The organism is Curtobacterium flaccumfaciens (genome assembly GCF_004361695.1).
GTDB lineage: Bacteria > Actinomycetota > Actinomycetes > Actinomycetales > Microbacteriaceae > Curtobacterium > Curtobacterium flaccumfaciens_B.
In genome coordinates this window covers 505,949-525,832 of record NZ_SNVW01000001.1, presented here as the reverse complement: position 1 = coordinate 525,832, position 19,884 = coordinate 505,949, and the positions used below count along the sequence as shown (strand labels likewise).

The window sequence follows — 19,884 nt, the reverse complement described above, 5'->3', positions numbered from 1 at the left end:
ACGCTACTGAGACCGCCCCGGTACGAACCGGGAGCGAGCACACTTCCCACCTGTTCGGAGGCCCCCGTGCGAACGATCGGTCAGCACCGCGACGAGATCGCCGCGCTCGTCGCGCCGGTCCTGTCCGGCAGACGCGCGTCCGACCTGGAGGCACGGGGCATCGACGACCTCGCGACCCGGGCCGCGGCCGGACGAGGCCACCGGGTGCTCGGACGGGCCGTCGTCGCACCGGTTCCTCTCCCGCCGTTCGACAACAGCCAGATGGACGGCTTCGCCGTCCGTGCCGCCGACGCTGGTCGCGTCGTGCGGGTCGTCGCGCCGATCCCCGCCGGGGTGGTCCCGCCGCCGCTCGACGTCGGCGCGGCCGCTCCGATCATGACCGGCGCGCGGATCCCGGCCGGTGCCGACGCGGTGTTCCCGGTGGAGCAGACGGCGCCGGGCTCGTTCCCCGCAGCACTCGAACTCACCGAGGTGCCCGTGCAGGACGACCTCGCGGCCGGCACGTTCGTCCGTGGCACCGGCACCGATCTGCCGCAGGGAGCCGAGCTCGCACCCGTCGGGGCCCCGGTGACGCCGGCGCTCCTCGGGGCGCTCGCGTCCGCGGGGGTCGCCTCGGTCGAGGTCGTTCGTCCGCTCCGGGTCCTGGTGGTGTCGACCGGGTCGGAGCTCCGGGCTGACGCAGCACTGCGGGGTGAGTCCGGGGATGCCGGCACCTCCGCGATGATCGGCGACGCGAACGGCATCGCGTTGCGGGCGGCGCTCGCCGAGGTCGGGGTCGAGTCCCGGACCGTGCGGGTGCCGGACGATGAACAGGCGTTCCTCGCGGCCCTCGACGACGCGGTCGGGGACTGGGCGGACCTGGTGCTCACGACGGGCGGCATCAGTGCCGGCGCGTACGAGGTCGTGCGTCAGGCACTCGAGCCGCGCGGGCTCGCCGTGACCCCGGTCGCGATGCAGCCCGGTGGGCCACAGGCCTTCGGCACGGTGATGATCGCCGGACGCCCGGTGCCCGTGGTCTCGTTCCCCGGCAACCCGGTCTCCGCCCTCGTCTCGTTCGAGGTGTTCCTCCGTCCGGTCCTCGCGGCGGACTCGTGGGTCGCCGACGACCGTGCCGTCCAGGTGCTGCCCGCCGCCGACGCCGCGACCTCGCCCGCCGGCAAGCACCAGGTCCGTCGCGGTCGGGTCCAGGACGGCCGCGTGCACTTCGTCGGCGGTCCGAGCTCCCACCTCCTCGCCCACTACGCCGCCGCCACGCACCTCGTGCACGTGCCGGTCGGCACCGACACCGTCGAACCCGGAGACCCGTTGACCGTCTGGACCATCCGATGACCGAACCGCAGCTCTCCCACGTCCGAGCGGACGGCAGCGCCCACATGGTGGACGTCTCCGAGAAGGACGTCACCGCCCGGTCGGCCACCGCCACGGCGACCCTCGTCACCCGGCCGGACGTGGTCACGCGCATCCTCGACGGCTCCCTGCCCAAGGGCGAGGTGATCGGCACCGCCCGCGTCGCCGCGATCATGGCGGTCAAGAAGACCTCCGACCTCATCCCGCTCTGCCACCCGCTGCCGATCGCCGGCGTCGAGGTCGACATCGCCGGTGACGGGGACCGGGTCGTCATCGAGGTGTCGGTGCGCACGACCTCGCGGACCGGCGTCGAGATGGAGGCCCTCACCGGCGCGAGCGTCGCCGCACTGACCGTCTACGACATGGTGAAGGCCGTCGACCGCACGGCATCGATCACGGACGTCCGGGTGCTCGAGAAGCACGGCGGACGCTCCGGGGACTGGAGCAACCGATGACCCAGCAACCGATGGCCCAGCAACCGGCGCCCTCGCAGCCGACCAGGGGACGGGCGGGGATCGTGGTCGTGTCCACCCAAGCGTCCGCCGATCCCACCCTCGACCGCACCGGACCCGTCATCGCCGCCTGGCTGCGCGACCGCGGCTTCACGGTCGGCGACCCGGTCGTCGTCGCCGACGGCGGGCCGATCGCCGAGACGGTCTCGGCCGAGCTCCTCGGTGATGCGCGCGTCGTCCTGACCACCGGCGGAACCGGGGTCACCCCGACCGACCGCACGCCCGAGGCCGTCGCGCCGCTCATCGACCTCGAGCTGCCGGGCATCACCGAGGAGATCCGTCGGCGCGGGCTCGCCGGAGCCGGGCCGACCGCACTCCTGAGCCGGGGCATCGCGGGGATCACCGGTGGCGGCGCGTTGCTCGTCACCCTCCCGGGGTCGCGTGGCGGTGTCGCCGACGGACTGGACGTGCTCGACGGGCTGCTCGACCACGTGCTCGCCCAGGTGCACGGCGAGGGACACGCCCCGCGGAGCGCATCGTGACCGGGGGAGCCGGGATGGTCGGGGCGGCCGGCGGGCCCGGGGACACCGGGGCGACCGGGGCAGCCGGGGCCGCGTCAGCCGGGCCAGCCGGAGCCGGTGACCGTGTCGTCCTCGCCGACGTCGTCGACCGTTCGATCACCGTCGACGAGGTCTCGGCCGTCGTCGCAACGGAACAGGACGGCGCGGTGGTGACCTTCGCCGGGGTCGTCCGCGACCACGACGGCGGCAAGGGTGTGAACGCCCTCGACTACGAGCGGCACCCGAGCGCCGGCACGGTCATCGCCGAGGTCGCCCGCGAGATCGCCGAAGCGCACCCCGAGGTCCGCATCGCCGTGCTGCACCGCGTCGGAGCGCTCGGCATCGGGGACGTCGCGCTCGCCGCAGCCGTGTCGTCGCCGCACCGGGCCGAGGCCTTCGCGGCGTGCGGCGCGCTGGTCGACCTCGTCAAGGAGCGCGTGCCGATCTGGAAGCACCAGCGCTTCTCGGACGGCACGGACGAGTGGGTCGCAGCCCTCTGACGGATCCTCATGCAGTGTGGTTGAGTCGGACACGATGACCGACACCGCAGCGCAGGCCGAGTGGCGATGGGCGCTCGCCGAGCACCAGGCGCGCCTGGTGCTCGAGCACCCTGCTCCACGCCGTCGCTCGCTCCCGCTGATCGCCGGCGCGGTGGCGGTCGCCGTGGTCGCACTCGTCGGGACGGCGCTCACCTTCGCGCCCGGGTCGACGGGCCGCTGGGTGACCGGGATCGTCGGCATGGTCGTCGGGCTCGCACTCGTCCTCACGGACGTCGTCCGCACCGCTCGTGCGCGATCGCAGCACCCCGAGCTGGCCCCCGTGACGAAGCACCTGTCCCCCCGAGAGCGGTCCGCCGTCCAGCGGGTGATCCGCGGGCGCGACCAGGCGCCGGAGGACCGCGTCGACGTCGTCCGTGCATTCGCGCTGCAGATCGCCGGCGGCCTCGTGATCCCGTCCTCTGCCGGGCAGCTCCTGCTCTTCACCGGCATCGCCGTGTCCGGAGTGACCTTCTGGCCGCTGTACACGGTGGTCGCGACGCTGTGGGCCGTACCGATGGTGATCGCGCTCCGCGACGTCGCGCTCGCCCGTCGGTACCTCGACCGAGCACCTGTGTGATCGCGCAGCAGACCGTTGCCGGATCGCAACCGCGGCACGCGTTCGGGGCGTAGCGGCGGCTCGGAGCCGATCCATAGACTCGCTGCTCATGAGCGTGCTGCTGTACGGGGCCTCGATCGTCCTGTTGGTCTTCGCCCTGATCGACATCCTGACCAAGGGAGCCGACCAAGTGCGCGGCCTGCCGAAGGTCGCATGGGTGTTCCTCGTCATCCTGGTGCCCGTCGTCGGCAGCATCGTGTGGTTCGCCGTCGGACACGACTGGACCGCGGGCGACCGGAACCACGGCCGGTACCTCGAGCCGCGGCGCCACGAGGACCAGTACGCGAGCCTCGGGCACGCCCGTGCCGCCCACGGTGACAAGCGCGTCACCGGGACGGAGCAGGAGCTCGCCGAACTCGAGCGCGAGATCGAGTACTGGGAGGCCCAGGCGCGACTGCGCCGTGCCAAGGAGGCAGCCGGCGAGGGCGAGCCGACCCCGGGGAGCTGAGCCGCGCCTCCAGGCCGTCTGCCGGGTGTGTTGCCAGGGCGGGCCGCTGACGTGGAACGACACCTGTCGCCGTCGTACGACGGCGACACTGTCGCCCCCGCGCGTCTGCAACGGTTGCAGCCGCGGGGTTGCGACACGGATGTCGTCGTACGACGACGACACTGTCGTTCCGACGCAGCCGACGCACCCGACGCAGCCGACGCAGCCGACGCAGCCGACGCAGCCGACGCAGCCGACGCACCCGACGCACCCGACGCGGCCGACCCGCCCGACGCACCCGACGCACCCGACGCACCCGACGCACCCGACGAACACGCCACCGCACCCACCCACCCGCCCAGCCGCCTACCCTTGACGGGTGGCACATCTCCTCGGCGCCGAGAACCTGCATCTCGAGTTCCCCACCAAGGTCGTCTTCGACAGCGTCACCCTCGGCATCGACGAGGGTGACCGCATCGGCGTCGTCGGACGGAACGGCGACGGCAAGTCGACCCTGCTCGCCCTGCTGTCCCAGCGGCTCGAACCGGACGGCGGCCGGGTCACGCACCGCCGTGGTCTGACGGTCGGGTACCTCGACCAGCGCGACATCCTGCCCGCCGGTGAACTCGTCGGCAGCGTCGTCGTGGGCGACCGCGAGGAGCACGAGTGGGCGGGCGACCCGAAGATCCGCGACATCATCGGCGGCCTCGTGTCGGACATCCCGTGGGACGTCAGCGTGGACGAGCTGTCCGGCGGGCAGCGTCGGCGGGTGGCTCTGGCGCGGCTGCTGGTCGGCGACTGGGACGTCCTGTTCCTCGACGAGCCCACGAACCACCTCGACGTCGAGGGCATCCAGTGGCTCGCCGAGCACATCAACCGCCGGTGGTCGTCGACCCAGGGCGGCCTCGTGGTCGTGACGCACGACCGGTGGTTCCTCGACGCGGTGTCGACCGACACGTGGGAGGTCCACGACGGCATCGTCGACCCGTTCGAGGGCGGCTACGCGGCGTACATCCTGCAGCGCGTCGAGCGTGACCGGCAGGCCGCGGCGAGCGAGCAGCGTCGGCAGAACCTGGCCCGCAAGGAGCTCGCGTGGCTCCGCCGCGGCGCCCCGGCCCGCACGAGCAAGCCGAAGTTCCGCATCGACGCGGCCAACGCGCTCATCGACGACGTGCCGCCGATCCGCGACACCGTCGCCCTGGCGAAGACGGCCACGGCGCGGCTCGGCAAGGACGTCGTGGACCTGCTCGACGTCAGCGTCTCCTTCGACGGCACCGAGATCCTCGACCGCATCGAGTGGCGGATCGCGCCGGGGGAGCGGACGGGCATCCTCGGTCCGAACGGCGCCGGCAAGTCGACGCTCCTCAACCTGGTGTCGGGTCGGCTGCAGCCGACGAGCGGCCGCGTGAAGACCGGCAAGACCGTGCAGGTGGCGGTGCTCGACCAGCAGCTCGCCGACCTCGCGCAGTTCGCGACGGACCGCGTCCGCGAGGTCGTCGCCCGCAAGAAGACGAGCTACGTGGCGGACGGCAAGGAGATGACGCCGTCGCAGCTGCTCGAGCGGCTCGGCTTCACCTCGGAGCAGCTCTCGACGCCGGTGAAGGACCTGTCCGGCGGGCAGAAGCGCCGACTGCAGCTCATGCTCATCCTGCTCGACGAGCCGAACGTGCTCATCCTCGACGAGCCCACGAACGACCTCGACACCGACATGCTCGCCGCGATGGAGGACCTCCTCGACACCTGGCCGGGCACCCTGCTCGTCGTCTCCCACGACCGGTACCTGCTCGAGCGCGTGACCGACCAGCAGTACGCGGTGCTCGGCGGGCACCTTCGGCACCTGCCGGGCGGCGTCGACGAGTACATGCGGCTCCGTGCGGCCGGCACCGGTGGCGGGACCGCCTCGGCGGCTGCCGCCGCGTCTGCCGGGAGGCCCGACACGGCAGGCGGGACGGGCTCGGCCGGTTCCGTGGCCGGGTCCAGTGCCGCCGGTGCGTCTGCCCTGTCGGGTGCGGACCGGCGGACGGCGGAGAAGGAGATGTCGGCGCTCGACCGGAAGATCGCCCGCGTCGGGGCGGATCGCAAGAAGCTGCTCGACGCCTTCGCGACCCACGACCAGTCCGACTACGCCGGGCTCGGGGAGCTGCAGGCGAAGCTCGCGGCGCACGAGGCCGAGATCGAGCAGCTCGAGGAGCGCTGGCTCGAGGTCGCGGAGTTGCTCGGGGTGTAGCGGGGCGGCTCGGGTCAGTCCCTGAGGCAGTCGACGTCGGGCTCGTCGCCGCCCTGTTCGACGCCGACACCGAACGCCTCCGGCGTGCTGTCGGTCCGCAGTGTTCCGAGGACACCGGTGGTGGTGACCGTGAAGCCCCGCACCTGGCCTGCCACCGCTCCAGGCCGTAGCACGATCCGTCCGGTCACGTCGAGTTCGCCGTGCGCCGGCACCACGAAGCCGCTGTCGACGGGCACGGTGCGGCCGTACTCCGTGGGGCGGCCGGTGTCGTCGGTCGCGATCAGGCCGGAGGTGCGCTCGTCGGGGTGCGGCGCGATCGCGAAGCGTTCGAGTGTGACGTCGCTGAGCTCCTGTGGCTCGACGTCGCGGACGTGGACCTCGAAGTCCGAATCGTTCTGCAGCGCGACGAGGAACCACGCCGACGGTGCGTGCGAGCCGTGCGGGAACGTGGCGCAGGCGCCGCCACTGATGACGTTCGTCGTGAGTCCGTGCACCGGCGCGACGGCGAAGCCGAACCCGACCGCCAGCACGACCGCCCCGACCGTGCTCGTTCCGAGGATCGCCCGCCCGATGTCCACATCGTCACCGTAGGGCACGCCCGGCTCGTCGCGCAGCCCCCCGTCGTGGTGGGCTACTCGCCCGCGTCCGCGCCAGCCGGGGCTGCGTCGGCGGGGTCGCCGCCGCCGGGGTTCGCGACGACCTCCCAGAGGTGGCCGTCGGGGTCCTGGAAGAAGCCGGAGTACATGCCCCACGGCCGCGTGTACGGCGCCGCGAGCATCGTCGCGCCGGCCACTCGTGCCCGGTCGAGGAAGGCGTCGGCGGCCTCGCGGGAGTCCACGAAGTGCCCGATCGTGCTGCTCGGGCCCTCCGCCAGGTGGACGCCGCCGTCCTTCGCCATGTCCTCCCGGCCGTACACGCTCACGATCAGGCCGTCGTCGAGGGTGAACATCGCGGTGGTGCCGCCGGCCTCGGTCTCGGTGGCGGGGTACTCGGTGCCGATCACCCCGCTCCCGTCGACGCCGAGCAGGGCACGGTAGAAGTCCGCCGATCGTGCGACGTCGGCGACGGCCAGGGTGATCGCGTGCATGCGCCGGAGCGTACCTTTGTCGCGACCTCCGCGCGCCGTGCCGGTCAGCCCGCGTTGCCGCCGCAGCGCCACAGGGCTGCTGCGAGTGCGTCGATGTCCTTCCGCGCCGCCGGGTCACCGGTGCCCTCGGCGAAGACCGTGAACGCGATCCGGTCGCCGGCGACCTCGTCCGTGACACCGGTCAGGCCGAACATGTCGTCGAGGGTCCCGGTCTTCCCACGGACGTGGCCACGGGCGTCGGCGGCCGGACCGGTGAAGCGCCCGTGCTCGGCGAGGGTGCCGGTCGTCCCGGCCACCGCCAGCCCCGCGTCGACCGGGGCGAGTCCGTGGCGGTGCTCGGCGACCGCCCGCATCAGCTTCGTCAGGGTCGACGCCGGCACGCGGTTGTCGGGGCTCAGCCCGGAGCCGTCGACCAACCGGAGCCCGGCCGTCGGCACGTCGACGTGACGGAGCGCCTTCGTGGTGCCGGCCTGGATCGCGTCGAACGACCTGCCGGTGCCCTCCGCGACGGCGACGTGCCGGGCGAGCACCTCGGCGAGTGTGTCGTCGGAGTGCGTGAGCAGCGTGCCGACCAGGTCGGACACCGTCGCCGACCGCACGGAACCGAGCACGGTCGCACCAGACGGCGCCGCACCCGACGGCGCCGCACTCGATGACACCGCGACCGACGACGTGTCGACGCGGACGTCCGGTCCGAGCAGCACGGCGAACGCCGATGCCGCCCGAGCGACCGCGGCCGCGCTCCGGAGCGAGTAGGCGTCGGCGGGGTCGTCCCGGTCGCCGTCCACCATGAGCGCGGTGATGTTCGAGACGCTGCCGCTCGTCCGCGCGCTCTCCGTCCAGGTCGGGTGCCACGCCGGACCGTCGAACAACCCGGTGTCCACCTGCACGACGTCGATCGGGCCGGGGTGCGCCGCGCGGACCTGACGGGCGAGGTCGTCCAGGTGGGGAGCACCCGGGTAGACGCCGTCCTGCCCGCTCGGCAACCGGCTCAGCGTCGGATCGCCACCGCCCACGAGCACGACGCTCCCCGGGGTCGTGCCGGCGACGATCCGGGTGGTGAAGCGGCGGTCCGGGCCGAGCGCGCTCAAGGCTGCGGACGCCGTGAGGAGCTTCATCGTGCTGCCGGTCTGCGTGGGTTCGTCCCCGCGCACGGTCAGCACCGCCTTGCCGGTGCGCACCGATCGCGCGTCGAGGAACAACCGGCCCGCAGACCACCGCCCGGCGAGCGAGTCAGCCGTGCACCGTCCGTCCGCGGCGGTCGCTCGGTCGCGCGAACTCCCGATCGCCGTGGTGGCCACCGCGATGCCGCCGACGACCAGCGCGAGCACCGTCGCGAACGCGATGGTGTGCGGGTAGCGGCGGAGGAGCTCACGGGGTTTCTGCACCCGTCCATCGTCGCGAGCGCCACGTTCGTCGGCATCGGCCGCTCGACCGAAGGGAGCGCTCCGCGTTCGTCCTGCCGGGTGAAGGCGGTGCCGTCAGTCCCCGAGACCGAGGATGAGCCGACGCAGCAGGCCGGACAGCTGGCCCTGCTCGGTCTCCGACACCCCGGCGAGGATGTCCCGCTCGGCGGCGAGCAGATCGGCGATCGCGGCGTCGACCGCTCGGCGCCCCTCGCTCGTCAGGGACACGAGGATGCCCCGACCGTCCTTCGGGTCGGTGCGACGGGCCACCAGCCCGCGGGCCGTCAGCCGGTCCACGCGGTTCGTCATCGTGCCGCTCGACACCAGGGTCTGCTGCAGGAGCGTCTTCGGACTGAGCTCGTACGGCTCACCCGCCCGCCGGAGCGCCGACAGGACGTCGAACTCCCACGGCTCGACGTCGCTCTCGTCGAACGCCGCGCGACGTGCTCGGTCCAGGTGCCGGGCGAGCCGGTCCACCCGGGACAGCACCTCGAGCGGCCCGAAGTCGAGATCGGCACGCTCCCGTCCCCACGCAGCGACGATGCGGTCGACCTCGTCCTCCTGCGGCATCCCACCATCTTGGCCGAAGCGGGGGCTGCACGGCCAGCCTCGTCGGCATGGGAGGATGGTCGGGCACTCCGCGGGGTGTGTTCCGCCTTGGTGTAATGGCAGCACGACGGCCTTTGGTGCCGTTAGGTCCGGGTTCGAATCCTGGAGGCGGAGCCAGCCAGGGGGTGTTCGGAGATTTCGGCGATCTCAGTCGGAAAATTCGAGCGTGACATTAGGCCGAGGTGGAAAACCGCGCTCAGCTCCGCTCCCAGGGTCGCTCGTCCTGTCCCGACGACCGCTGGGGAGCGTACCGCGACGCGTGCCTTGGTCTGCGTTCGCTTCGAGGAACGACGAATACCCCCTGCCGGACGTGGCGAGGGGGAGTTCAGGGTCTATGAAGTTTGGAGGCGCGGGCTCGTCAGTCCAGTAGTTGGAACTCTGGTAGCTGCGCGATTGCGTTGAAGCCGTTTCGAGTGTCGTGCTCGTCGAGGGTGAGGGTGCTCAGGCCGGCCTCGAACAGGGCGGGGCTGGTGTTGTTCATGCGGTTGATGGGCGCGAGGCTCAGTCGCTCCTTCAGCCACTCGATGATGCGAGCGAGGTTTGCGCTTGCAGCTGCGAATGCGGCAGCGAGCTCGACGAACCAGGGTCCGCGGACGCGACGCTTCATAGCCACTCCGAGGGCTTCGCGATCGGCGTCTTTGAGGCGCGAGTTGCCGTTCTCGACATTGTTGCGCTGGCCGAACCAGGCACGCTGCCTGAGTTCCGTGGCCCCCAGACGTCCAGCGTCACCCGACGAGGCCGTCGACCCCTCAGGCGCTTCGGCGGGCTACGAGCGAGAAACTCGCGACGATCTCTGAGGGCTGCGCTGGAGGCCCGTCCGAGATTCTCCGGGCAAGGAGATCGGTCGACGTCTTTGCGATCTGCGCAAGTCCCGGATCGATGGTTGTCAATGAGGGATAGGAGAACGCAGCGGCAGGAACGTTGTCGAAGCCGACGACGCGCACATCTCTGGGAATCTCCAGGCCCGCTTCCAGCAGCACACTCATCGCTCCGATTGCCAAGTTGTCGTTGAAGCAGAACAGACCATCGAACGCGACCCCGCTGTTGAGCAATCGATGAGCGGCTACGGCGCCGTCGTTCTGATGCCACTCGCTGGCTGTTGCAACGAGTCTGTCGTCGAGTCCTCGGCCGGCTCGCTCGAGAGCCCGGGCGTGCCCCTGCAGCCGGAGCGCTGCTGCACTCACTGATCCACCCGCCGGATTGGCCCCAACCACCGCAATGCTGCGGCAACCGCGGTCGATCAGGTAGGTGGTGGCTGCGTCAGCAGCCTCCGCGTTGGCCATGGCGACGTGGTCGACCGGCCCGTTGAAGATCCGGTCGCCGAGCAGTACCAAGGGCTGATCTCCTGTGATGAGCCGTTCGTCTCCAGGTCCGAGGGCATGCGGTTGAAAGATCAAGCCGTCGGACAGCTGCCGTGCCGCTCCGGAGAGGATCGCGAGTTCGGTCTCTCGCCGCGCACCCGTCTGCTGGATGATCACTGTCCATCCGTGCGCCTCGGCCTCGCGCATGACTCCATTCGCGAGCTGCGCGAAGTAGTCGATACTCAGGTCCGGGATCGCCAGGGTGATCATGCCCGTCAGCCCGGTACGCAGCCCCCGTGCCGAAACATTCATTTGGTAGCCGAGGTCGCGGACTGCCTTCAGGACAGCATCCCGTGTCGCATCGCGAACGCCGACTTTTCCGGAGAGAACGTTCGACACGGTGCGCGCGGTGACCCCCGCCGCCGCACCGACGTCCGCCATCGTCGCGGAACGCCGCGGCTGCGATGTCGGCACGATCGTCCTCTCGAGGGTCATGAGAAGGTGACCGTGATCACGCTCCAGGAAACCGGAGGGATCTGCACCCGGACTCCCGTGCCGAGGATATCGACCGGCAGCGACTGTGGTCGCACCCGCTCCGGCGTGGACGCGTCGTTCGTAGCGAACGGGTCCGGATCGGACAGCACTGTCCCGGCCGCCCCCGCCACCGGGCCGAAGGAGCTCAGGTCGAGTTCGACGTAGATCGCTGTTGCGGTGTGGCGTCCGACGAGCATGATCTGCAGCGTTCCGTCCGTGCGCTGAACCACTGCAGCGCTGATTGCCGGCGCTTCTGCTTCCGTTGTCGGCGCCTGAATGGCGACCTGGAGGGCCTCCCCTCCGGCACTCGCCGCTGCGTCCCGGAACGGGAAAAACGTCGTCTGGCGCCAGGCCGGTTTCCCCGGCTCGGCCATGATGGGCCCGATGACGTTGACCAGCTGCGCCATGCTCGCCGCACGAACAACATCGGCTCGGTTGATCATGCTGATCAGCATGTCGCCAACGACGACTGCGTCGGCGACGCTGTAGAAGTCCTCCAACAACCGCGGCGCAACGTCCCAGCCAAGGCCCTGCGCTACGCGTGCATCGTGCGCCGTGTAGTCCCACACGTTCCACTCGTCGAACGAGATCGTCACTTCCCGCTTGCTGCGGCGAACGGCGCCCACATGAGCGATCGTTGCGGCGACGGTGGCGATGAAGTGGTCCATCGTGACGCCGGATGCCAGGAATCGGGCAAGGTCGCCGTCGTACCGCGCGTACTGATGACACGAGATGTGATCGATCACCTCCCAGCACTCCTCGAGCACCTCGCGCTCCCACGTCCCGAACGTCTCCATGCGGTCGTTGCTCGAGCCGCAGGCGACGAGCCGGAGATCCGGGTCAACCGCTCGCATCGCCGACCCGGTCGCCGCTGCCAGGCGCCCGTACTCCCGAGCCGGCATGTGCCCGATCTGCCAGGGGCCGTCCATCTCGTTACCGAGACACCACGTCCGGACCGCCCACGGCTCCGGATGGCCGTTCGCCTTCCGGAGATCAGCGAGGGTCGTCCCGGACGGGTGGTTGACGTACTCCTGCAGCTGCAGAGCAGACCGGATGCCGTTCGTCCCAAGGTTCACCGCGAGCATCGGCTCGACCTCGGCCCGCCGACACCACGACAGGAACTCATCCGTGCCGAAGCGGTTGGTCTCGACGGAGTGCCACGCGGGATCGAGGCGGACCGGTCGCTCGCTCACCGGCCCGACGCCGTCCCGCCAGTCGTAGGCGGAGACGAAGTTCCCGCCCGGGTACCGCACCGTGGAGACTCCCAGCTCACGGACGAGCGCAAGCACATCCTCCCGGAAACCCTCGGCGCCACTCCTTGCATCGTCCGGATCGAAGACCCCGCCGTACACGCCCCGCCCGAGGTGCTCGACGAATGAACCGAAGAGTCGGTGGTCGACGGTTCCCACCACGAACTCCGGGTGGACGGTGATCTTCGCTGATCCCTGTGAGGACATGAGTATCCGTTTCATCGATGAACAAGGGCGACCGTGGCTACCCCGAGGTGCTGGTGACGCCCAGTGAAGCATGGTTGACGTTCTCCCGCCAACCTGCCTATGCTCAGCCTGCCGCGGTCGTGCACCCCAGGATTTCATCGATGAAACCCACGATCCCCTCCCTCGGGCCAGCGGCGGTCAACGAAGACACACCCGAAAGAGAGGGCGCATGATGCGTCGCACACACAAGATCTTGGCGGCGACGATCGCCACGATTGCCGCCGTCGCGAGTCTCGCTGGCTGTACGCCGTCATCGGCTCCAGCCGCAGGTGGCGAGAGCAGTGGGACGAAGACCCTCACGGTCTGGCACTACTACTCGGTCCCAGGGCAGACGAAGGGGCTCGACTCCCTCGGTCAGGACTTCGAGGCCAAGCACGACGGTGTCACGGTGAAGAACGTGTACGTGCCCTTCGACCAGCTCACCAACAAGCTGGTGCAGGCCGCGGGGACCAAGAGCGGTCCGGACGTCGTCGTGTACAACGCAGCGGACACGTACACGCTCGATAAGGCCGGCGCGATCGCACCGATGGACTCCTGGTGGAATGACTTCGCGGACAAGGACCAGTTCCCGGACTCCGTGATCCAGAAGGTCGACGGCAAGACCCTCGGCGTGCAGGGCTTCGTGAACCTCATCGGGCTTTGGTACAACAAGGACATCCTCGACCAGCTCGGCGTCAAGCCGCCGACGACCTTCGCCGAGCTCGAGAAGGACCTGGCGCTCGCGAAGGCGGCCGGCAAGGAAGGCATCACCCTCACGGGGAAGCCGAACTCAGAGGGTGAATGGCAGGCGTTCCCCTGGCTGTCCCGTGCCGGATGGGACTACGCGAAGCCCGAGAAGGAGCCCCTCGAAGACGCGTTCTCGCTGATGCAGGACTGGACAGCGAAGGGCTACCTCACGAAGGAAGCTTCGACCTGGGACCAGACCGTTCCGTTCCAGCAGTTCTCGGCTGGCAACACCGCGTTCGCAGTCAACGGTAACTGGCAGATCGCGTCGGCAAAGCAGTCGGCGAAGTTCAACTACGGAGTCGTGCCGATCCCCGTCGGAGACAAGGGCTCGATCTACCTCGGCGGTGAGGCGCAGAACATCGGCGCCTTCTCGAAGAACAAGGAGCTCGCTCAGCAGTACCTCGAGCAGGAGTTCTTCTCCAAGCAGGGTGAACTCACACTGCTGAAGGCCTTCGGCTCGATCCCCGCACGTGCTGACGTTGCCGAAGCTCCGCAGGTCAAGGACGACCCGATCCTCTCGGTGTTCTCGTCGATCGTTGCGAAGAACGGTCACGCCTCTCCGGACCGGGCCATCCCGTCGAAGAACGTCGCGACCGTGTTGCAGACGGTGGGCGAGTCCTGGAGCGCCGCGATCGCGGGTACCGGCACGCCCGATCAGATCAGCAGCGACCTGCTGAACAAGCTCGAGCCGCTGCTCAAGCAGTAGCAGGACTGGAGAAACCACCGTGGGAGCATCATCTCTCCGCACTGACCGCCCTGAACGGTCCGCCAGCGAGCGGGTGCCCCCACGGCGGCGGGGGCTGCGAGGGCGAAGCCGGCTCGCCTTCGCAGCCCCTGGGATCGCGGTCCTTGCCGTCTTCTCGATCTACCCGATCTACCTCCTGCTCAAGATGAGCGTCAGCGAGGTCAGCACCGGGACCTTGAACCAGGCATGGCCCTTCGTCGGCTTGCAGAATTACGCATCGCTGTTTCAGGGGCCGAGCGTCGCACCGGCAGCGCTCGACACGGCACTGTTCGTCGCGATCGTCACGCTCATCGGGATCATCGGTGGACTGGGCGTCGCCATGGTCGTCCGCTCATCCCGGCCTGCGAGCTCGATCCTGCTCGGGATGATGGTGTTCATCTGGGCGCTCCCACCGGTCGTGAACGGCAGCATCTGGAAGTTCCTCCTTGCCGACGACGGACTGGTCAACGGCGTCCTCCGAGGGCTCGGCATCGCTCCGCAAGGATTGCCGTTCCTCTACGACCCCCACCTGGCGCTGCTGTCCGTCGCCGCGGTCAATGCATGGGCTGTCATCCCGTTCAACGCGCTCGTGTTCCGTGCTGCGCTGCTCAACATCGATCCCGAAGTCCTCGAAGCTGCATCCCTCGATGGCACCAGCAAGCTGCAGGAGATCTGGTACGTCCTGATACCGGCCGCACGACCGACCGCAGTCATCCTCGCGATCCTGACGGTGGTCTACGCGTTCCGGAGTTTCGACTTCATCTACGTCATGACGGCGGGCGGACCAGGGACGTCGACCACGACGTTGCCGTTCCTCAGCTACTCGCAGGCCTTCATCGAACACGACTACGGCCTTGGCTCCGCCACGGGTGTCATCGCCCTGGTCATCGTCGCCGTCCTCGCACTCGTCTACGTCCGGTCCGTCCGGCGGGAGAACCAATGACCACCACCGCTCCACGCCACGGCCAGGCCCCGCTCTCGATGGCAGCCGTGGTCACCGCTCCTCGGCATCCGAACCGACGACGGCGCCCTGCCCGTGAACCAGTCGCAGCGACAGTTCGGACCCTGCTGTACGTCGTCTACGGCCTGCCCCTCGTGTGGATCCTGCTGACGTCCTTGAAGCAGCAGGGAGCCGTCCTCGGCGGGAGTCCCTTCGCCCTGTTCACTCCCACACTTGGCGCCTACCGCGACGCGATCGCGAACGCCGGATTGTCGACGGCCCTGCTGCAGTCCGCCCAGATCGCCGTCGGGACCACCGTCCTCGTCGCGCTGCTCGGGGTGCCCCTTGCCTACGCGCTCGCGCGGGTCAACGGCGTCGCAGCGAGCGTGGTGCTGGCGCTGCTCATCTTCCTGCAGATGGTCCCGCAGACGGCGAACATCATCCCGCTCTACACGTTCTTCAGCAGGGTCGGGTTACTCGACACCACAATGAGCCTCGTGCTCGCTAACGGCGCGATGTTGCTTCCGTGGGCCACCTTGCTGCTCCGTCCGTTCTTCGCCGGTGTCCCGGACGCGATCGAAGAGGCCGCGTCGATCGACGGTGCGGGACGCCTGCGGACGTTCATCAGCATCGTGATCCCGATCGTTCGCAACGGCATCGCGACCGTGGCTGCGCTGATCTTCCTCGTCTCGTGGGGCGAGTTCCTCTACGCGATCAACCTCCTCATCTCTCCGGTCAACTACCCGATGAGTGCACTCATCGCACAGCAGACGTCGGGGTACGGCATCAACTGGCCGGGCCTGATGGCTCTGGCCGTGCTCTCGTCGATCCCGCTCCTGGTCGTCTACATCGCCTCGTTCCGTCTCCTCCGCGAAGGTCTCGCGGTCGGGTCCACCAAGTAAGTTCCTCCCTCACCGAAAGGCGGCAATGATGCTGCTCTCGAGAACACGCTCACGACTCACCGCCGGGGTGGTCGCGATCGCGACCGCAGCCGCGGTGGCGGTCCTGGCCCATCCAGGGTCGGCAACCGCCGCGACGCAGATCGCGAACACGATCAGCTCCACCAAGCTCGCGGCCGGGTTCGCCAGCGACGGCAGCATCCAGTCGCTGAAGATCCCAGGGGACACGTACGACACCCAGTACGTGATGAATCCCGACACTGCTCCCGAGCAGGCAGCCGAGACGAACGCAAAGTACAAGCAGTGGCTCGGCAACGTCATGTTCAGCTACGCGACCGGGAACGGAACCATCAGCAAGACCGGTGTCGGAACGACGCCGTGGAAGAAGGCCTGGACGACGGAGTCCGCTGATGGTCGCACTGTCAGCGTCAACGGCAACACGGTCACCGTCACCTACAAGAACTCGACCGACGCCGAAGGGGTGAAGGGGTTCACGTTCACCCAGACGTACACGGTCGCTGCCGACGGATCGATCACCTGGAAGCAGAACGTCGAGAACACTTCCGGCCAGCGACTCGTCCTCGGGGACTGGGGACTCCCGATCCCCGCGAACGAACTCTGGAAGGGTGGCGACTCGATCTACGAGACCCGCGTCCTCACCCACTCCTACGTGGGGAAGAACGGCTCGTACCTGACCTTGCAGCGCCCCAGCGGTCAAGGCCCCGGGATCATGATCACTGCTGACACGGGCACCGGTTCCGGTTTCGAGTACCAGGACCGCTGGCGCACCCAGGAAGTCGGCGACACCTCGTGGGCGTGGAACTCGGACAACGAGAGCTCGAACATCAAGGGCCTGAACGTCTACTACCCGAACTCCACGGCAATCCAGTCGACCAACCGCGGGTACCTCGGATCCACGGCGACAACGCTCGCCGCCGGAGCCAGCAAGACGCTTACGTTCCACATCAGTAAGTTCACCAGTGACAACGACCGTCAAGACGTGCTCTACAACCAGGGGCTGCTCGACACCACCGTCGTCCCGGGCCTCGTCGTGCCGTACGACCAGACCGCGCAGGCCGCGTTCCGGATCAAGGGGACGATCACCTCGGTGACGGCGAAGAACAACAACGACCTCGGCGGCGCCAACCCGACGAACCCGAAGGTGACGTTCTCACGCGCCAACGGTGACTACCGCATCTACTCCATCGCCTTCGACAAGACCCAACTGGGAACCAACCTGGTGACCGTGAACTACACGGACGCGGCGGGGAGATCCCGCTCCAGCGTGCTGCAGTTCTCCGTCACCGACAAGGTCGCGAACGCCCTCAACGCGCATGCGGACTTCATGGTGAAGAACCAGCAGTGGACGACCGCCGACGGCATCACCACCGACGACATCCGGTACGGAACCTACGACGACTGGATGATGAACGCCGCGGACGGCTCGCTGCCGTCGTCGACGAAGGCGCCGGAAGGCAAACGCAACGAGTACGCCGGCTACTACGGCCTCGGAGACGACTGGGGGCTGCCACACGGAGAGTTCCTCGCGGCGAAGAACGCGCTCGACCCCGTCAAGACGCAGGTACAGTCCCTCGACCTCTACCTCGAGAAGGCCGTCTGGGAGCACCTGATGGGCAACACAGCCGACACGACGAAGCCGAGCTACCTCGTCTACGACTTCTGGGAGCAGGGCAAGCCCGGTGCCGCGAACACGACACCCAGCTACCGCGGGTACGCCTACCCGCACATCTACAACACGTTCTTCAGCATGTACCAGATCGCGAAGCAGAACCCCGGCCTGATCAGCTACAGCCACCCGTCGAAGTGGTACCTGACGCAGGCGTACGGGGTGTTCAAGGAGCTCTACGACGGCCCAGTCGCATACAACTGGAACACCGGTCTCATGGGTGAGCTCACCACGCCCGCGCTGATCGATGCGCTGCGCACCGAGGGCATGACCCAGCAGGCCAACGACATCGAAGCGAAGATGGCCGTCAAGTACAAGAACTTCTCGTCGGAGAAGTACCCGTACGGCTCCGAGTACAGCTACGACAACACCGGCGAAGAGGCGGTGTACACACTCGCCAAGCTCAACGTCAACGCCGACAAGGCGAACGCGCTGCGGATGATGCGCGACATCGTGGCGAAGACGCGCGCAGCGCGAGGACAGATGCCCGTCTGGTACTGGTACGCCGACCCCACCACCATCACCGGCGAGAACTGGTGGCAGTTCCAGTACAGCATCGCCCTCGCGGGGTACACGATGGACGACTACATCAACCACACCTCCGCGCTTGAGACCGGCACGGACGCGGTCACTCCGACGGAGCGGGCCGAACTGCAGCGACTGAACTACGCATCGAAGCTCGGCGCGATCGCGAACGTGAACTCCGGACAGATCAGCAACGTGCCGGCGAACATCGGCGCCTCCGCATGGTCCTACCAGTCGGAGAAGGGCAACCTCGGCACCCTCGGAGTCGGCGGGGGCACCAACGTGCAGCTCCTGAACGGCTGGCGGGGCATGACCGGCGAGAGCGACCTCAACCTCTGGGGCGCACTGCAGAACATGAGCGCGGACGTCGTGACCGATGACCCGATCTTCGGGACCATCGGCTACGGCGCCACGGTTTCCTCCGATCAGTCATCGACGACGGTGCAACCCACCGACGGTGTGCAGCGCAAGCTCAACCTGGTCAGCCAGCAGCTCTCCGTCGACCTGAACTCCGACCGCTACACGCAGGCCGTCGTCGGCAAGAACAGCGCCGACCTCCGCCTCGACCTGGCGAACGTCTCCGGGGCAGCACACACCGGTTCGTTCGACGTCACAGGGCTGGCCCAGGGCACGTACTCGGTGCTCGTCAACGGACAAGCGCAACGGAAGATCAACGTGTACACGCCGGCGGCCGCCGCCGGAACGCTCCGCGCCCCCACGAGCGTGACGTACCAGGTTCCGGCAGGGTCCAGCTACACCGTCCGCCTCGTGACGGCCGCTCCGGATGCCAACACGGCACCGAAGGTCAACGCCGGCGCGGATCAGACCGGCATCGTCAACGGGCTGGATGACGTGACCCTCAGCGGCTCGGCCACCGACGACGGACTCGGCAACCCGAACGGCACACTCAACTCAACCTGGACGGTGAACACGAAACCCTCCGGAGCCACCGCGACGATCAGTGACCCGAAGAGCCTGCACCCGACGGTGAAGGTCAGCGGAGCGGGCAACTACCTCTTCACCCTCACCGGGTCCGACGGATCGCTGCAGTCCACCGACAGCGTGAAGGTGACCGTCACAGCCCCGGCACCGATGCCCACGAACTGGGTCAACTACACCTTCGCCACGGCAAGTGGGAAGACGGTGCCCGACACGAGTGGGAGCGGCAACAACGCAACGCTGAACGGCACCGCGGCAGTGACCAGCGACGCTGGCACGAGCGCACTCCGACTCGACGGTGCAGACGGCTCCTACCTGCAGCTGCCGAACGACATCGTTTCGCGCGGAACGTCCATGACGATCTCGACGAGACTAAAGGTGGACTCGGTGCAGACGTTCGGCAGGATCTTCGACTTCGGCAGCAACACCACGAAGTACATGTTCCTCACGCCAGCGCTCGGTGACGGTCACGTCGGCTTCGCCATCAGCAACGCGGGCAACGGCGCGGAGACCCAGATCACTAGCGACTACACCATGAAGGCGAACACCTGGACGACGCTGAAGCTGACGTTCAAACCGAATTCTGACGGGACCACGACCGGCACGCTCTACGCGGACGGGACACAGATCGGTCAGAACACGGCCATGAAGGTGGCGCCGAAGGACCTCGGCCGCACCACAGGTGACTACCTGGGCAAGTCCCAGTTCCCGGACCCGTACCTGAAGGGCACGATCGACACCTTCGAGATCCACGGGGACGTCCGCTGAGCCGGTGCGGGCCGGGTTTTCGGGATCCGGCCCGCACCTCAGCAGCACCCAGACAACCGCCCGCACGCCAACGTT

18 protein-coding genes, 1 tRNA gene and 1 pseudogene are annotated in these 19,884 nt (G+C 68.6%); 13 read left to right on the top strand and 7 right to left on the bottom strand.

The annotated features are described in order from the left end of the window. Nucleotides 1-66 precede the first annotated feature (66 nt). From EDF64_RS02390 to EDF64_RS02360, 8 genes and pseudogenes are all read left to right on the top strand, one after another. Nucleotides 67-1,329: a molybdopterin molybdotransferase MoeA gene (locus tag EDF64_RS02390; RefSeq protein WP_243736210.1), complete on the top strand. Its 1,263-nt coding sequence runs from the start codon at nt 67-69 to the stop codon at nt 1,327-1,329. Then, the gene (moaC, locus tag EDF64_RS02385; protein ID WP_133518467.1) at nt 1,326-1,802 is read left to right on the top strand and encodes a cyclic pyranopterin monophosphate synthase MoaC; all 477 of its coding nucleotides are present in this window, start codon (nt 1,326-1,328) and stop codon (nt 1,800-1,802) included. The genes EDF64_RS02390 and moaC overlap by 4 nt, the downstream gene beginning before the upstream one ends. A gap of 68 nt (nt 1,803-1,870) precedes the next feature. Beyond that, nucleotides 1,871-2,341 (top strand): molybdopterin-binding protein, encoded by a 471-nt coding sequence (locus EDF64_RS02380; RefSeq protein ID WP_347813174.1) that lies wholly within the window; start codon nt 1,871-1,873, stop codon nt 2,339-2,341. After that, nucleotides 2,338-2,859, top strand: coding sequence for a molybdenum cofactor biosynthesis protein MoaE (locus tag EDF64_RS02375; RefSeq protein ID WP_243736209.1), 522 nt, complete (start codon nt 2,338-2,340; stop codon nt 2,857-2,859). The genes EDF64_RS02380 and EDF64_RS02375 overlap by 4 nt, the downstream gene beginning before the upstream one ends. 34 nt (nt 2,860-2,893) lie before the next feature. Beyond that, a complete protein-coding gene (locus tag EDF64_RS02370) occupies nt 2,894-3,475 on the top strand; it encodes a hypothetical protein (protein ID WP_133518466.1) in 582 nt (193 codons plus the stop codon). An 88-nt stretch (nt 3,476-3,563) separates the two neighbouring features. Further along, complete coding sequence (locus tag EDF64_RS02365; protein WP_133518465.1) at nt 3,564-3,962, top strand: PLD nuclease N-terminal domain-containing protein; 399 nt, start codon at nt 3,564-3,566, stop codon at nt 3,960-3,962. Between the two features lie 358 nt (nt 3,963-4,320). Then, nucleotides 4,321-4,789: pseudogene (locus EDF64_RS18650) on the top strand (ATP-binding cassette domain-containing protein); the annotation flags it as partial. 59 nt (nt 4,790-4,848) lie between these two features. Continuing rightward, on the top strand, nt 4,849-6,168 hold the full coding sequence (locus EDF64_RS02360) for an ABC-F family ATP-binding cassette domain-containing protein (protein WP_432207009.1): 1,320 nt from the start codon (nt 4,849-4,851) through the stop codon (nt 6,166-6,168). 14 nt (nt 6,169-6,182) lie between these two features. On the opposite strand, the gene EDF64_RS02355 is transcribed toward EDF64_RS02360, so the two are convergent. From EDF64_RS02355 to EDF64_RS02340, 4 genes are all read right to left on the bottom strand, one after another. Beyond that, the gene (locus EDF64_RS02355; protein ID WP_133518463.1) at nt 6,183-6,746 is read right to left on the bottom strand and encodes a hypothetical protein; all 564 of its coding nucleotides are present in this window, start codon (nt 6,744-6,746) and stop codon (nt 6,183-6,185) included. Between the two features lie 53 nt (nt 6,747-6,799). Then, nucleotides 6,800-7,255: a VOC family protein gene (locus tag EDF64_RS02350; RefSeq protein WP_133518462.1), complete on the bottom strand. Its 456-nt coding sequence runs from the start codon at nt 7,253-7,255 to the stop codon at nt 6,800-6,802. A 44-nt stretch (nt 7,256-7,299) separates the two neighbouring features. Further along, the gene (locus EDF64_RS02345; RefSeq protein ID WP_133518461.1) at nt 7,300-8,643 is read right to left on the bottom strand and encodes a D-alanyl-D-alanine carboxypeptidase/D-alanyl-D-alanine-endopeptidase; all 1,344 of its coding nucleotides are present in this window, start codon (nt 8,641-8,643) and stop codon (nt 7,300-7,302) included. Nucleotides 8,644-8,736: 93 nt separating this feature from the next. Next, nucleotides 8,737-9,231 carry a MarR family winged helix-turn-helix transcriptional regulator gene (locus EDF64_RS02340; RefSeq protein ID WP_133518460.1) on the bottom strand — a complete coding sequence of 165 codons (495 nt, stop codon included), beginning with the start codon at nt 9,229-9,231 and terminating at the stop codon, nt 8,737-8,739. An 81-nt stretch (nt 9,232-9,312) separates the two neighbouring features. On the opposite strand from EDF64_RS02340, the gene EDF64_RS02335 reads away from it, so the two are divergent. Continuing rightward, nucleotides 9,313-9,387, top strand: a tRNA-Gln gene (locus EDF64_RS02335). A gap of 241 nt (nt 9,388-9,628) precedes the next feature. On the opposite strand, the gene EDF64_RS02330 is transcribed toward EDF64_RS02335, so the two are convergent. The 3 genes from EDF64_RS02330 to EDF64_RS02320 all read right to left on the bottom strand — a co-directional run bounded on the left by EDF64_RS02330 (nt 9,629) and on the right by EDF64_RS02320 (nt 12,562). Next, nucleotides 9,629-9,877, bottom strand: a complete 249-nt coding sequence (locus EDF64_RS02330) for a hypothetical protein (protein WP_133518459.1) — start codon at nt 9,875-9,877, stop codon at nt 9,629-9,631. Between the two features lie 142 nt (nt 9,878-10,019). Further along, on the bottom strand, nt 10,020-11,066 hold the full coding sequence (locus tag EDF64_RS02325; protein ID WP_235515497.1) for a LacI family DNA-binding transcriptional regulator: 1,047 nt from the start codon (nt 11,064-11,066) through the stop codon (nt 10,020-10,022). Further along, nucleotides 11,063-12,562 carry an alpha-N-arabinofuranosidase gene (locus tag EDF64_RS02320; protein ID WP_208108807.1) on the bottom strand — a complete coding sequence of 500 codons (1,500 nt, stop codon included), beginning with the start codon at nt 12,560-12,562 and terminating at the stop codon, nt 11,063-11,065. The genes EDF64_RS02325 and EDF64_RS02320 overlap by 4 nt, the downstream gene beginning before the upstream one ends. Nucleotides 12,563-12,770: 208 nt before the next feature. Here EDF64_RS02320 and EDF64_RS02315 point away from each other — a divergent pair, with 208 nt between their 5' ends. The 4 genes from EDF64_RS02315 (at nt 12,771) to EDF64_RS02300 (ending at nt 19,809) form a co-directional block, all read left to right on the top strand. After that, complete coding sequence (locus EDF64_RS02315; protein ID WP_166645564.1) at nt 12,771-14,033, top strand: sugar ABC transporter substrate-binding protein; 1,263 nt, start codon at nt 12,771-12,773, stop codon at nt 14,031-14,033. 184 nt (nt 14,034-14,217) lie between these two features. Continuing rightward, the gene (locus tag EDF64_RS02310; RefSeq protein ID WP_056122845.1) at nt 14,218-14,994 is read left to right on the top strand and encodes a carbohydrate ABC transporter permease; all 777 of its coding nucleotides are present in this window, start codon (nt 14,218-14,220) and stop codon (nt 14,992-14,994) included. Next, nucleotides 14,991-15,893: a carbohydrate ABC transporter permease gene (locus tag EDF64_RS02305; RefSeq protein ID WP_082517922.1), complete on the top strand. Its 903-nt coding sequence runs from the start codon at nt 14,991-14,993 to the stop codon at nt 15,891-15,893. Before EDF64_RS02310 ends, EDF64_RS02305 begins: the two co-directional genes overlap by 4 nt. A gap of 28 nt (nt 15,894-15,921) precedes the next feature. After that, nucleotides 15,922-19,809 (top strand): DUF5695 domain-containing protein, encoded by a 3,888-nt coding sequence (locus tag EDF64_RS02300; RefSeq protein WP_133518456.1) that lies wholly within the window; start codon nt 15,922-15,924, stop codon nt 19,807-19,809. Nucleotides 19,810-19,884: the final 75 nt, after the last annotated feature.

Excerpts from the sequence above, each read along its gene's own strand:
- moaC (WP_133518467.1), top strand. The coding sequence starts at position 1,326 with ATGACCGAACCGCAGCTCTCCCACGTCCGAGCGGACGGCAGCGCCCAC.
- EDF64_RS02370 (WP_133518466.1), top strand. The coding sequence starts at position 2,894 with ATGACCGACACCGCAGCGCAGGCCGAGTGGCGATGGGCGCTCGCCGAG.
- EDF64_RS02365 (WP_133518465.1), top strand. The coding sequence starts at position 3,564 with ATGAGCGTGCTGCTGTACGGGGCCTCGATCGTCCTGTTGGTCTTCGCC.
- EDF64_RS02350 (WP_133518462.1), bottom strand. The coding sequence starts at position 7,255 with ATGCACGCGATCACCCTGGCCGTCGCCGACGTCGCACGATCGGCGGAC.
- EDF64_RS02340 (WP_133518460.1), bottom strand. The coding sequence starts at position 9,231 with ATGCCGCAGGAGGACGAGGTCGACCGCATCGTCGCTGCGTGGGGACGG.
- EDF64_RS02330 (WP_133518459.1), bottom strand. The coding sequence starts at position 9,877 with ATGAAGCGTCGCGTCCGCGGACCCTGGTTCGTCGAGCTCGCTGCCGCA.
- EDF64_RS02325 (WP_235515497.1), bottom strand. The coding sequence starts at position 11,066 with ATGACCCTCGAGAGGACGATCGTGCCGACATCGCAGCCGCGGCGTTCC.
- EDF64_RS02320 (WP_208108807.1), bottom strand. The coding sequence starts at position 12,562 with ATGTCCTCACAGGGATCAGCGAAGATCACCGTCCACCCGGAGTTCGTG.
- EDF64_RS02315 (WP_166645564.1), top strand. The coding sequence starts at position 12,771 with ATGATGCGTCGCACACACAAGATCTTGGCGGCGACGATCGCCACGATT.
- EDF64_RS02310 (WP_056122845.1), top strand. The coding sequence starts at position 14,218 with ATGAGCGTCAGCGAGGTCAGCACCGGGACCTTGAACCAGGCATGGCCC.
- EDF64_RS02305 (WP_082517922.1), top strand. The coding sequence starts at position 14,991 with ATGACCACCACCGCTCCACGCCACGGCCAGGCCCCGCTCTCGATGGCA.
- EDF64_RS02300 (WP_133518456.1), top strand. The coding sequence starts at position 15,922 with ATGCTGCTCTCGAGAACACGCTCACGACTCACCGCCGGGGTGGTCGCG.